11 protein-coding genes and 1 pseudogene are annotated in these 13,097 nt (G+C 72.5%); 3 read left to right on the plus strand and 9 right to left on the minus strand.

The genetic code is table 11. From position 1 onward, the window contains the following. The first annotated feature begins 55 nt into the window (after nucleotides 1-55). Nucleotides 56-2,518, plus strand: coding sequence for a DEAD/DEAH box helicase (locus ACIBUY_RS13170; RefSeq protein ID WP_365579590.1), 2,463 nt, complete (start codon nucleotides 56-58; stop codon nucleotides 2,516-2,518). A 324-nt stretch (nucleotides 2,519-2,842) separates the two neighbouring features. Here the strand turns inward: ACIBUY_RS13170 and ACIBUY_RS13175 are convergent. The 7 genes and pseudogenes from ACIBUY_RS13175 to ssd form a co-directional block, all read right to left on the minus strand. Next, nucleotides 2,843-3,244, minus strand: a pseudogene (locus tag ACIBUY_RS13175) (Rv3654c family TadE-like protein); the annotation flags it as partial. Then, entirely contained in the window at nucleotides 3,241-3,567 is a 327-nt protein-coding gene (locus ACIBUY_RS13180) for a TadE family type IV pilus minor pilin (protein WP_399152584.1), read from the minus strand. The pseudogene ACIBUY_RS13175 and the gene ACIBUY_RS13180, both read right to left, overlap by 4 nt. Nucleotides 3,568-3,610: 43 nt before the next feature. Then, the gene (locus ACIBUY_RS13185; RefSeq protein WP_365579586.1) at nucleotides 3,611-3,844 is read right to left on the minus strand and encodes a DUF4244 domain-containing protein; all 234 of its coding nucleotides are present in this window, start codon (nucleotides 3,842-3,844) and stop codon (nucleotides 3,611-3,613) included. Between the two features lie 57 nt (nucleotides 3,845-3,901). Further along, entirely contained in the window at nucleotides 3,902-4,687 is a 786-nt protein-coding gene (locus ACIBUY_RS13190; protein ID WP_399152585.1) for a type II secretion system F family protein, read from the minus strand. A 189-nt stretch (nucleotides 4,688-4,876) separates the two neighbouring features. Further along, the gene (locus tag ACIBUY_RS13195) at nucleotides 4,877-5,722 is read right to left on the minus strand and encodes a type II secretion system F family protein (protein ID WP_365579616.1); all 846 of its coding nucleotides are present in this window, start codon (nucleotides 5,720-5,722) and stop codon (nucleotides 4,877-4,879) included. A gap of 14 nt (nucleotides 5,723-5,736) precedes the next feature. After that, entirely contained in the window at nucleotides 5,737-6,876 is a 1,140-nt protein-coding gene (locus tag ACIBUY_RS13200; RefSeq protein ID WP_399152868.1) for a TadA family conjugal transfer-associated ATPase, read from the minus strand. A 20-nt stretch (nucleotides 6,877-6,896) separates the two neighbouring features. Continuing rightward, nucleotides 6,897-7,979: a septum site-determining protein Ssd gene (gene ssd / locus ACIBUY_RS13205; protein WP_399152869.1), complete on the minus strand. Its 1,083-nt coding sequence runs from the start codon at nucleotides 7,977-7,979 to the stop codon at nucleotides 6,897-6,899. 579 nt (nucleotides 7,980-8,558) lie between these two features. Between ssd and ACIBUY_RS13210 the strand changes: the two genes are divergently transcribed. Further along, a complete protein-coding gene (locus tag ACIBUY_RS13210) occupies nucleotides 8,559-9,407 on the plus strand; it encodes an HAD-IB family hydrolase (RefSeq protein ID WP_365579582.1) in 849 nt (282 codons plus the stop codon). 387 nt (nucleotides 9,408-9,794) lie between these two features. Here ACIBUY_RS13210 and ACIBUY_RS13215 read toward each other — a convergent pair whose 3' ends face one another. Then, nucleotides 9,795-10,619: an oxidoreductase gene (locus tag ACIBUY_RS13215; protein ID WP_365579580.1), complete on the minus strand. Its 825-nt coding sequence runs from the start codon at nucleotides 10,617-10,619 to the stop codon at nucleotides 9,795-9,797. Between the two features lie 101 nt (nucleotides 10,620-10,720). On the opposite strand from ACIBUY_RS13215, the gene ACIBUY_RS13220 reads away from it, so the two are divergent. Beyond that, on the plus strand, nucleotides 10,721-11,701 hold the full coding sequence (locus ACIBUY_RS13220; protein ID WP_399152586.1) for an ATP-binding protein: 981 nt from the start codon (nucleotides 10,721-10,723) through the stop codon (nucleotides 11,699-11,701). A gap of 21 nt (nucleotides 11,702-11,722) precedes the next feature. Here ACIBUY_RS13220 and ACIBUY_RS13225 read toward each other — a convergent pair whose 3' ends face one another. Continuing rightward, nucleotides 11,723-13,027 carry a hypothetical protein gene (locus tag ACIBUY_RS13225; protein ID WP_365564638.1) on the minus strand — a complete coding sequence of 435 codons (1,305 nt, stop codon included), beginning with the start codon at nucleotides 13,025-13,027 and terminating at the stop codon, nucleotides 11,723-11,725. Between the last annotated feature and the right edge of the window lie 70 nt (nucleotides 13,028-13,097).

Consider the following 13,097-nt stretch of genomic DNA (forward strand, 5'->3'; position numbering starts at 1 on the left):
GGTCGCCCCTCGGGGATACCTCGGCTTGATCCCCCGGGACGGTTCGCCAGCCGCGATGGCATTCAATCACTTACCAGCAGGCGTGCACGACGCCTTGGAAGCATTGTCCGTCACGCCAGTGACACACTCGGCGGTGATGGCCAAGAATCACCGATCCGAACGACCCTCGACGACTGCCGCCGATCGTGCTTCCCGCCCCTCTCCCGGTGCGGTCCTGGAGCGGCTCGCCTCGGGTCCGAGCAGGGCTGCCCGCATCACTCATACGGAGCACTTGCCCCCTCGCCCCGGCCGTCATGCAGTCTGGCCGGACCGGATCCGTGCCGAGGTGATCGCGGCCGTGCAGGCGGCCGGGATCGAGCATCCCTGGGCCCACCAGGCACAAGCGGCGGAGCACGCCCTGGACGGCGAGTCGGTGATCGTCGCCACAGGCACGGCCTCGGGCAAGTCGCTCGCCTACCTCACGCCCGTCCTGTCGACCCTCCTCGACGGCTCCGAGGCACCGAACGGGCGCGGCGCCACCGCGCTCTACCTCGCCCCGACCAAGGCCCTGGCAGCGGACCAGTGCCGATCGGTGAAGGAACTTTCACAACCTCTGGGCACGGCGGTCCGTCCCGCGGTCTACGACGGCGACACCCCCTTCGAGGAACGCGAATGGGTACGTCAGTTCGGCAACTACGTCCTGACCAACCCCGACATGCTGCACCGCGGGATATTGCCCTCCCACCCGCGCTGGTCCTCCTTCCTCAAAGCCCTCAAGTACGTCGTCATCGACGAGTGCCACACCTACCGCGGCGTCTTCGGCTCGCACGTCGCCCAGGTCCTGCGCCGCCTGCGCAGACTCTGCGCCCGCTACGGCTCCGAGCCCGTCTTCCTCCTCGCCTCCGCCACGGCGGCCGAACCGGCCGTCGCCGCCCGCCGGTTGACGGGCCTGCCCGTCGTGGAGGTCGCCGACGACGCCTCACCCCGCGGCGAACTCGTCTTCGCCCTCTGGGAACCTCCCCTCACCGAGATGCAGGGCGAGAAGGGCGCTCCCGTGCGGCGCACCGCCACCGCCGAAACCGCCGACCTGCTCACGGACCTGACCGTCCAGGGCGTCCGCTCGGTCGCCTTCGTACGCTCCCGACGAGGCGCCGAGCTGATCTCGGTGATCGCCCAGGAACGCCTCTCCGAGATCGACCGCTCGCTCGCCCGCCGCGTCGCCGCCTATCGCGGCGGCTACCTTTCCGAAGAACGCCGCGCCCTCGAAGCGGCCCTGCACTCCGGTGAACTCCTCGGCCTCGCCGCCACCACCGCCCTCGAACTCGGCATCGACGTCTCGGGGTTGGACGCCGTCGTCATCGCCGGCTACCCGGGCACCCGCGCCTCCCTGTGGCAGCAGGCGGGCCGCGCGGGCCGGGCAGGGCAGGGCGCCCTCGCCGTCCTCGTGGCCCGCGACGACCCCCTGGACACGTATCTCGTCCACCACCCCGAGGCCCTGTTCGACCAGCCGGTCGAGTCGACGGTCCTGGACCCCGACAACCCGTACGTCCTGGCCCCGCACCTGTGCGCGGCCGCCGCGGAACTTCCACTGACTGAACCGGACCTGGACCTGTTCGGCCCGGCGAGCGGCAACCTGCTCCCGCAGCTGGAAGCCGCGAAACTGCTGCGCCGCCGCGGCGGCACGAAGGCCTGGCACTGGACCCGCCGCGAGTCCGCCGCCGACCTCGCGGACATCCGCGGCGAGGGCGGCAGCCCGGTCCAGATCGTCGAGGCGAGCACGGGCCGGCTCCTCGGCACGGTCGACGCGGGGTCCGCCCACACGACGGTGCACGACGGCGCGGTCCACCTCCACCAGGGCCGCACGTATGTGGTCAAGCAGCTCGACCTCGACGACAACGTCGCCCTGGTCGAACCGGCCAACCCCACCTATTCGACGACCGCCCGGGACACCACGGCGATCTCCATCCTGGAGACCGACGTCGAAGTCCCGTGGGGCCAGGGCCGGTTGTGCTACGGCTCGGTGGAGGTCACGAACCAGGTGGTCGGCTATCTCCGACGCCGCCTCATCACCGGCGAGGTCCTCGGCGAGACCAAGCTCGACCTCCCTCCCCGCACGCTGCGCACCCGCGCGGTGTGGTGGACGGTCACGGAGGACCAGCTGGACGCCGCCCGGGTGAACCCCGAGATCCTCGGCGGCGCCCTCCACGCGGCCGAACACGCCTCCATCGGCATGCTCCCCCTCTTCGCCACCTGCGACCGCTGGGACATCGGCGGCGTCTCGATCCCCCTCCACCCCGACACGTTGCTCCCCACCGTCTTCGTCTACGACGGCCATCCCGGCGGGGCGGGCTTCGCCGAACGCGCCTTCCACACCGCCCGGGAGTGGCTGACCGCCACCCGCGAGGCCATCGCCTCCTGCGAGTGCGAGGCCGGCTGCCCGTCCTGCATCCAGTCCCCCAAGTGCGGCAACGGCAACGACCCGCTGCACAAGAGGGGCGCGGTCCGACTCCTCACCACGCTCCTGCAGGAAGCGCCGTAGAGGCTGTAGGGGTCGTAGGGGTCGTAGGGCATACCCGTACCTGCTCCCGGCTTCCAGGAGAGGGCCCCGCCCTCCTGCAACAGCCCTGAGCCCCGCCCACCTTGCAGAGCCCTCCCCGGCCTCTGACTTCCTCCACCTCGCAGAGCTCCTTCCGGCCTCTGAACTCCTCCACCTCGCAGAGCTCCTTCCGGCCTCTGAACTCCTCCACCTCACAGGGACCTCTCCGACCCCGAACAGCACTCGCATCGCAGAGACACCCGTGCCATCCGGCTGCCGTCCAACCCCCGGCGGCACACGCCCCGCAGAGCCCCCTCCCGCTCCCGGCGGCAACGGTCCCGCAGGTCCCGCCCGTGCCTTCACCTCGGCCGCGAACACCCCGCTCCCCGCTCCCGCGGTCACCTCGGACACCTCCCCGTGGACCGCGCACCGCACCACCCTCGCCCCCTGTGCCCGGGCGACTCTCCCGGCCAGGGCGCACGCGTCCGCGTTGCCCTCCATCCAGTGATCGGCCGCCGCGAGCGCCGCCAAGTCGGCCGCACCGCCTGCCCGGTGGCGCGCCTCGACCGCCCTTGCCATGGCCAGGACGCCGCCGAAGACCACCCCGACCGCGGCCAGGGCCACGGCCGCCCACACCGTCGCCGAACCCCGGTCCGCCCCGGCCCAACCGCCCCACGGCCCACCGCGTCCCTTGCCCCGCTCCCCTGTCCCGCGTCCGCGTCTCCTCATGTCTCGCCCGCCGTCTCCTCGGCCGCCGCCACGGCCTGCGCGTCCAACTCGACGCCGAGCGGCCCCGGCCCCACCGACCGCGCCCGTACCGTCACCCGGACCAGGTCCCCCTCACGGCTCACCTCGATCCGCGCGTCGGGCGGAGCCGCCTCGCGCGCGGCGGCCAACGCGGCCCCGCGCGACTCCTGGCGGGCCACGGCCCGAGCCCCGGCCCGCGCCGCGTCCACGCACCTGATCTGCGCGGACGCGGCCAGCACCACCCAGACCAGGGCCATCGTGAACGCCACGAGCACCGGCAGCACCACGGCCGCCTCCGCCGTCACGAAGCCCCGGTCACGGCCCCGCCGGCCCCGTCGGCGCCGCGGCTCAGAACGACCCATGGAGTGCCTTCGCCACCATGGACTGCAGCGCGGACTGCACCGCGTCGCTGCTCACCACCTGGTACAGCACTCCGGCGAAGGCCACCGCCGCGAGCAGCCCCACGGCGTACTCGGCACTGACCATCCCCGCGTCCCGACGTGCCGAGCGCACCGTCCGCACCCATCGCCGAGCACCCTTGCACAACCGGCCGTACACCCGTCCCTTGCGCGTTCCTGTCATCACAACCCCCTTGCCTGTCATCACAACCCCCTTGAAAATCCGTACCGTTCACTTCACTCACCGACCGCCCAGCACTCCGTCCGCGAGGCCGATCACCACCGGCAGCACCCCGATCACCAGGAACGCGGGCAGGAAGCACAGCCCGACCGGAGCCGTGATGACCACGGCCGCCCGGCGTGCCACGGCCGTCGCCCTGCGCCCCCGCTCGGCTCTGCACTCGGCGGCGATCTGCGCCACGGGAGCCGCCGCCGGGGCCCCGGACTCACCCGCCCGCTCCAGCAGCCGCACCAGCGCCTCGGCCCCCGGTATCGCCGCCAACTCCCTCCATGCCAGGCCCGGTTCACCCCCGAGGCGGACCTGCGCCGCGCCTCGCGCCATCGCCCGCCCGACCGGCCCGCCCACCGACTCCCCCACCGCCCTCGCGGCCTCCACGGGTCCGGCACCGGCTGCGACACAGGCGGCCAACAGATCTGCGGCGAGCGAAAGTTGCTTCCCCGCCTCGACCCGCGCGGCCTCGGCGTCCGCGCCCACGCCGGCCCGCGCCTCCCTGCCCCGCCACCACCGCCACACGGCCGCACCCGCGACTGCCCCCAGCAACAGCCCGGGCACCCCGCCGACGAGCACATGCCCGGCGCTCACCGCTCCGGCCACCGGCACCCACCGCCGTGCCGTGACGGGCACCTCCCACGACCGCCGCTCCGTGCGCACCGCGGCCGCCGCCAGGACCAGCCGCACCCGCCGCAGAACGGCCCGCTCCCGCCGCCACGCCCGGACCTCTCGCATCAGCAGCACCGCGAACGCCGCGACGCACAGCACTGCCCCCAGCCTGTGGACAACTTCCATCGACTCCCACCTCCCTGAACCGATCCGAGCCCGGACGCCGAGCCCGGACGCCGGACCCGGACACCGGACCCAGACGCCAAGCCGGGGCACCAAACCCAGGCACCAAACCCGGAGACCAAGAACCAGCCGTCACCCCCGAGCAGCCGTCACCCCCGAGCAGCCGTCACCACCAGGCCGCCGCCCCCCACCTCACGCCTCCGCCCCACGCACAATCCGCCCGGCCCACCACAACCCCGCCGCCTCCAACGCCCCGCCCACCACCAGGCACCCCACCCCGGCCCCGGTGTGCAACAGCACCCGCAACGGCCGCGCCCCCAGGGCCGAGCCGAGCAACAACCCCAGCACCGGCAACCCGGCGAGCATCACCACGGTCGACCACGGGCCGGCCAATTGGGCTCTGAGGTCCGCCCGTTGATCCCGCTCCGCCCGCAGTGCACCGGCGAGCCGCTCAAGACCCGCCGCGAGCCCGGCACCCCGGTCCACGGCCACCCGCCAGCACGCCGCGAGTCCGTGCAGCCCTTCCGCGCCCGGCTCCCGCCCCGCCTCCCGCAGCGCACCGGGCACGTCCCCGCCGAACCGTGCGGCGGCGATCACCGCCGCCCCGCCCGCACCGGACAGCGCGCCCGACTCCCGGACCCCCACCACGAGCGCCTGGCCCGGCTGCCGCCCCGCCCGCACCTCTCCCGCGACGAGGCCGCACAGCCGGATCACCGCGTCCCCGCGCCGCTCCCGAGCCCGCCGCGCCTGCCGGGCCCGCCGCATCCGCGCCGCACCGGGCACGGCGCAGACCCCCAGCACGAGCGGCAGCACCGAGGCGCCGGCCAGCCCGATCGCCAACCCGCCGACCACACAGCCCCATTCGGGCCGCGCCCGAGCCCGCCGCCACCACCGCTCGACACCGCACCGCCAACCCCGCCCCGGCCCTGCGGCCGGCCGCGCCCCCAACACCGCCCGCACCCGCCGCACTTCGGCATCACGACGCGCCACGGCCCACACCACCGCCCACACGCCCAGCGCCGCCACGACCGCGCCCACCACCGCTCCGCTCCTCACAGCGCCCGCACCCCCAGCAACTCCCCGAGCCGCGCCCACCCCGCGCCCGGCACGAACCCGCGCTCGCCCCACTCCAGAGCCGACACGGCCCGCACCCACCCGGCCGCGTCCCGCTCCAGCACGTGCACCTGTGCAACCCGACGCCGCCCGCCCCGGTCCCGTACGAGATGCAGCACGACGGACACCGCGGCCGCCAACTGGCTGTGCAGCGCTGCCCGATCGAGCCCCGCCGCCGTCCCCAGGGCCTCCAGCCGAGCCGGTACGTCGCTCGCGGCATTGGCATGGACGGTCCCCGAACCGCCTTGATGCCCTGTGTTGAGCGCGGTCAGCAGCGACACGACCTCGGCGCCCCGCACCTCGCCGACCACGAGCCGGTCGGGCCGCATCCGCAGCGCCTGCCGCACCAGGTCCGCCAGGTCCACGGCCCCGGCGCCCTCCTGGTTGGCGGGCCGCGCCTCGAGCCGCACCACATGCGGATGGTCCGGCCTCAACTCGGCGGAATCCTCGGCCAGTACGATCCGCTCCTGCGGCCCGACGAGCCCGAGCAGCGCGCTGAGCAGCGTCGTCTTCCCGCTGCCCGTGCCCCCACTGATCAGGTACGACAGTCGCGCCTCGATGAGCGCCCGAAGGACCCGGTCGCCGCCGGGCGGCACCGTCCCCGCCGTCACCAGTTCCCCGAGGGTGAACGCCCGCGGTCGCACGACCCGCAGCGACAGGCACGTGCAGCCCACCGCGACCGGCGGCAGCACCGCGTGCAGCCGGGTCCCGTCGGGCAGCCGCGCGTCCACCCAGGGCCGTGCGTCGTCCAGGCGACGCCCCGCCACGGCGGCGAGCCGCTGCGCCAACCGCCGCACGGCAGCGGCGCTCTCGAACCGCACCCCGGCCGGCTCCAGGCCCCCGCCCCGGTCGACCCACACCTCGTCCGGCGCCGACACCAGGACGTCCGTCACGGACGCGTCCGCGAGCAACGGTTCGAGCGGCCCCGCACCCACCAGCTCCGACCTCAACTCGCCAGCGGCGCCCAGAACTTCGGCGTCCCCGAGAATCCGCCCCTGGGCCCGCAACGCCTCGGTCACGCGCGCGGGGGTCGCCTCCGCCCCGTTCTCCGCGAGCCACTGCCGGACCCCGTCCAGCATCCGCACCCCGACCACCGTGCTCACCAACCCCCACCCCTCTCCTCCAGCTCCTCCTGCACATCCACTGGCATCCGCTCCCAGAACGCCGCGCAGAACCGCCCCATCGCCCCGCCGAAGTCCGCAGCCGGACCCGCCAACACCCGCCCGTCCAGCGGCAGTTCACCCGCAAGCGGCAGCCCGAGGAGTCGCGCCACCTCGTCCGCCTCGAGCAGCGCACCCGCCCCGCGCGCGGGAGCCGTCACCACCCGCAGGTCCCGCAGCACCATGCCCACCGCCCCGGCCACGCGCCGGGCCGCCGCCACGGCCCGCAGCTCCGGGGGCACGACCAGCAGCCCCAGGTCGAGCTGGGCGAGCGCCTCCAGCGACCCGGAGTCGACGCGCCGGGGCAGGTCCACCACGACGGCCCCGCCCCGGCGCCGGCCCGCCGCGAGCACCGCACGCACGGCCTCCGGCGGCACCGCGGCCGGCTCACCCCGGTCCCAACTGAGCAGCCGCAGATCACGCAGGAACGGCAGCGACTCCTCCAGCGCGGTGCTGCCGACCCGGCCCCGCGACTGGGCGAACGCCGGCCAGCGCAGCCCGTCCACCGCCTCCGCGCCCAGCAGTACGTCGAGTCCGCCGCCCAGCGGGTCCGCGTCGACCAGGAGCGTGCGCCGCCCGGCCCGCGCGGACGCCACCGCAAGGGCGCAGGCCAGCGTCGACGCGCCGGCGCCGCCCCGGCCCCCGATGACGCCGACGGTGAGCGCGGGCCGCCCCACGCCCTCCGCGACATCAGCGATCCGGTCCATCAGCCACTGCTCGCCGTCCGGGAGCATCAGCACGTGGTCGGCGCCGACCTCCACGGCCCGCCGCCACACCCCGGAATCGTCCTGATCACGCCCAACCAGAACGACTCCGCGCCGTCGAGCCACCCCGCCGAGCCGTCCCGCGGCGTCGTCCCCGACCAGCACCAGCGGCGCCGCCTCCCACCGGCCCCTGCCCTCGGGCGCCCCGTGCCCGACCTCCGGCCGCACACCCGCCGCGGCGCACAGACGCAGCAGGTCGTCCAGCAGCTCCACGTCCTCCGTCACGATCAGCGGCGCACCTCGCGCGTCACACCCCATCGCTCCCGTCACGATCCGATCCCCCTTCGTCGCGCACTCGCCCGCACCCGCGGGCGACCCGGTCCGCCGCGAAGCCCGGCGCGGCAAGCGCCGAATACCGGCCGCCCCAACGCGCCCGGCCATAACGAACCGGCCATGAACACCGGTCCGAACTTCGCGTGCGGAATCACCGTGCAGCGATCCCGGAAATCGTGTGGATCTTGGTCAATAACTGTGGACGGGAGAAGGCTTGTGAATATCCCCATCACCCAAACCGGTGACGCCTCGAAGTGGAGGGCGGAACTTCCGCAGAGCAGCCCCACCGTCACGCAGAGTGACGAGTCGGCTGCGGAGCAACTCCCGCGCACAGAGCGGGAGTTGCCCGTCCGGAGGCAAGAAAAAAGGACCCGAAAACGGGTCCGGACATGCGACGACCCCCGCCGGGGGGGAGAGCGGGGGTCGTCCCCACGGTCCGACTCGGGGGGGGAGGAGCCAGACCGGGTTAGCACGGTCGCGAACGATCCGTGACTTCCATGGTGTACCCGAGAGCCTTCTCAGGCAAACCCACGCGCCACAGCTTACGCCGAATGGTGGGCGCCTATGCTCGACCTCGTGGAAAACCACTCCTTGACCCACTCCATGCCTCGCACAGCGGCGTTCTTTGACCTGGACAAGACGGTCATCGCCAAGTCGAGCACGCTCACCTTCAGCAAATCGTTCTACCAAGGCGGGCTGATCAACCGCAGGGCCGTGTTGCGCACCGCGTACGCGCAGTTCGTCTTCCTGGCCGGCGGCGCCGATCACGACCAGATGGAGCGGATGCGCGAGTACCTCTCGGCCCTGTGCCGCGGGTGGAACGTGCAGCAGGTGAAGGAGATCGTCGCTGAGACGCTGCACGACCTGATCGACCCGATCATCTACGACGAGGCAGCGTCCCTCATCGAGGAGCACCACACGGCAGGACGCGACGTCGTCATCGTCTCCACCTCGGGCGCCGAGGTCGTCGAGCCGATCGGTGAACTGCTCGGCGCGGACCGGGTGGTGGCCACGCGCATGGTGGTCGGCGACGACGGCTGCTTCACGGGCGAGGTGGAGTACTACGCCTACGGGCCGACCAAGGCGGAGGCCGTCGAGGAGCTCGCCCGCACCGAGGGGTACGACCTCGCACGCTGCTACGCGTACAGCGACTCGGCAACCGACATCCCCATGCTGAGCGCGGTGGGGCACCCGCACGCGGTCAATCCGGACCGGGCGCTGCGCCGCGAGGCACTCGCGCGCGAGTGGCCGATTCTCGACTTCCATCAGCCGGTACGGCTCAAGCAGCGGCTGCCGAACCTCTCCGCTCCGTCGCGTCCGGCGCTCGTCGCGGCGGCCGCCGTAGGTGCCGCGGCCGCCACCGCAGGCCTGGTCTGGTACGCCAGCAGGCGCCGCGCGCTGAGCGCTTCTTAAGGCACCTCGGGCACCTCCTAAGAAGGCTCGCGAGAACGGCGCCCGATTCACCCCTATTTGAACGTAAAAGTAAAGAAGTGCGGCCAGGGCTTCCGCTTCCTCCACGGGAGGAGTACAAAGGAGTCAACGGCCCGCGAGACCAAGGACATCCGAGAGGATCACCTTTAAACGCAACCAAGGCCCCACGGACCGAAGCATGAACACCGGGCACCCACGCGACGTCGACCCGTCGATTACGGGCCAGCCGCACCAGGTGACGGGCGAAGCTCCCGACCTGATGGGCAACACATCGAGGACGCTTGGTAACCCGGCGAATCATGCCAGCGGCGGTACGAGAACTCGTACCGCCGCACCCTTGTTCCAGGGACCTTCCGGCCTTCTGACGTCCTACGCGGCGCCGCGCTGCAGCGCCTCGCACACCGCGGTCGACTCCCGCACCCCGAGCTCAACCGCCTTGCCGCAGTGGGCGATCCACGCCGCCATCCCCTCCGGCGTACCGGAGACATAGCCCTCGAGCGCGGCCACATAGGCGGCGCGCCCCAGCTCCGCGTATCCCACCTCGGCCGGGCAGATGGACTTCGGGTCGAGACCGCTGCCCACCAGGACGATGCGCTCGGCCGCGCGCGCGACCAGGCCGTTGTGGGAACCGAAGGGGCGCAGCGCGAGGAGCTCGCCGTGCACCACGGCGGCGCTCACCAGGGCGGGCGCCGAGCTCCCCGCGATGATCAGCTGGGCGAGCCCTTCGAGGCGGCCCGCCACCTCGTCCGCACCCGGCACCGGAAGCTCGACGAGCGGTTCGTCGACGGGCTCGCCCGGCGTGCGCGGGCGACCCACCGCGTCCGACTGGTCGGCGGCCGCGACCAGGTGCAGCCGCGCGAGGACCCGCAGCGGCGACTGCCGCCAGATGGACAGGAGTTGACCCGCCTCGGCGGTCAGCCGTAGGGCCGCGCCGACCGTGCGCGCCTCCTCGTCGCCTGCCGCACCACTGAAGTCCGAGCGCCGGCGCACCTCTTCGAGTGCCCAGTCGGCGCCGGACAGCGCCGCACTGCCGCGCGCGCCGCGCAGCGCGGCCTCTGAGGTGACCTCGTTGCTGCGACGCCGCATGACCCGGTGTCCGTAGACCCGGTCCACGGCCTTGCGCACGGAGTCCACGGAGTCGCTCACGCCGGGGAGCGTCCCGAGAGCGGCCAGGGGATCGGCTGTCGTACTCATGAGTACGACAGTACGGGCCCGGGGCCCGCGCCCCACGAAGGAGTGGTCTTCTTCACGCGAGCAGGACACGCATCGCGACGACACCGCTACCCTACGTGAACATGAAGATCGCTTTCGTGGGGAAGGGCGGCAGCGGCAAGACCACGCTGTCCTCGCTCTTCATCCGTCACCTCGCCACCACCGGCTCCCCCGTCGTCGCCGTCGACGCCGACATCAACCAGCACCTCGGGGCCGCGCTCGGGCTCGACGACGACGTCGCCGCCGAACTGCCCGCCATGGGCGCGCGGCTGCCGCTCATCAAGGACTATCTGCGCGGCTCGAACCCGCGGATCGCCTCGGCCGACACGATGATCAAGACGACGCCGCCCGGAGAAGGCTCGCGGCTGCTGCGCGTGCGCGAGAACAATCCGGTGTACGACGCGTGCGCCCGATCCGTGGAACTCGACGACGACGCCGTGCGTTTGATGGTCACCGGACCCTTCACCGAGGCCGACCTCGGTGTCGCCTGCTACCACTCCAAGACCGGAGCGGTGGAGCTGTGCCTGAACCACCTCGTCGACGGCCGCGGCGAGTACGTGGTGGTCGACATGACCGCGGGCTCCGACTCCTTCGCCTCCGGCATGTTCACCCGCTTCGACATGACGTTCCTCGTCGCCGAGCCGACACGGAAGGGAGTCTCGGTCTATCGCCAGTACAAGGAGTACGCACGGGACTTCGGCATCGCCCTGAAGGTCGTGGGGAACAAGGTGCAGGGCGAGGACGACCTCGACTTCCTGCGCTCGGAGGTCGGCGACGACCTGCTCGTGACCGTCGGGCACTCGGACTGGGTGCGCGCCATGGAGAAGGGGCGCCCGCCGCGCTTCGAGCTCCTGGAGGAGACCAACAGGGCGGCTCTGCGCACCCTCCAGGCCGCCGCCGACGCGACGTACGAGGCCCGCGACTGGGAGCGCTACACGCGGCAGATGGTGCACTTCCACCTGAAGAACGCGCAGAGCTGGGGCAATGAGAAGACGGGGGCCGACCTGGCGGCTCAGGTCGACCCCGGGTTCGTGCTTCAGGAGAGCGTCACCGCGTCCGCGTGACGCTCAACCGACCGACAGAGCCTAGGACTTGGCGGCCGGTGCGCCCGGTACCCCCTTGGGGGCCGGGGCCGGCTTGTCGGCGAGGAAGGCCGGCCAGCCCTGCTTGGGCGCCTGCCCGACCTCGAGCGTGGTGAGCCTGGCCAGCGTCTTCGGGTCCTGTGCGTCCAGCCAGTCGGCGAGCTGCCGGAAGGAGACGCAGCGGGTCTCGGGCTTGCTGCAGACCGCCTGGACCGTCTCCTCGACGGCGCGCATGTAGTTGCCGCCGTTCCAGGACTCGAAGTGGTTGCCGATGATCAGCGGGGCGCGGTTGCCCTTGTAGGCACGATTGAAGCCCGCGAGCAGGCTGTCGCGCATCTGGTCGCCCCAGTACGCCTGCTTGTCGGGGTCGCCCTGGGTCGCCGTGCCCGACTGGTTGACCATGAAGTTGTAGTCCATGGTCAGCTGCTCGTAGGAGTGCCCGAGGAAGGGGACGAGCTGCATGGACAGGTCCCACAGGCCGTTCTTCTTCTTGGGCCACAGCTGGTTGTTGACGCCGCTGGTGTCGTAGCGGAAGCCCAGGTCGCGGGCCGCGCGCATGAAGTTCTGCTGCCCCTCGAGGCAGGGGGTGCGGGCGCCGACGAGTTCCTTGTCGTAGTCGAAGGGCAGCGGGGCGGCCTTCTTCAGGCCGGTGTTGGTCTTCCAGCCCTTCACGAAGTTCTTGGCCTGCTGGATCTCGCTCTTCCACTCGGCGACCGACCACTCGCCGACGCCGCCGCCCTTGCCGCAGAAGTGGCCGTTGAAGTGGGTGCCGATCTCGTTGCCCTCGAGCCAGGCGCCGCGCAGTTGCTCGACGGTGTCCTGGATTCCCTTGACGTCGTTGAAGCCGATGTCCGAGCGGCCCGGGGAGTGCTGGGGCGCGTGGTACAGGTCCGCCTTCTTCTCGGGGAGCATGTACACGCCGCTGAGGAAGTACGTCATGGTCGCGTTGTTCGCCTTGGCGACCTTGCGGAAGTGGGAGAACAGCTTCTGGCTGTCCTCACCGGCGCCGTCCCACGAGAAGACCACGAACTGCGGGGGCTTCTGACCCGGTCTGAGCCGCTCGGCCCGTGGCAGCCGCGGCTGCGTTCCCGTGTACGCGGTCGAGCCGTCGCCGATCAGGCGGAGCACGCTGCCGGGGGCATTGGCAGGAGGCGCCGCGGCCTTCTTCGGGCCCGGGGCGCCCTGCTTGGGCGCGCCCGCGGCCCCCTGTTCGCTGGTTGCGCACCCGGCGAGGACGGCGGCGCACGCCGCCGCGGCGGCGACGGCCGCGGTGATCCTCAGGGTGGCGGTCCTCTGGGTGGCGGCCATCTTCCGCCCACCTACTTCCTTGGAGTCGGCCTGCAAGACGGTGATGAATGCGAGAAATGCCCGCTTTCTG

The sequence above is a fragment of the Streptomyces sp. NPDC050085 genome, from assembly GCF_044460595.1.
In the GTDB taxonomy this organism is placed as follows: domain Bacteria; phylum Actinomycetota; class Actinomycetes; order Streptomycetales; family Streptomycetaceae; genus Streptomyces.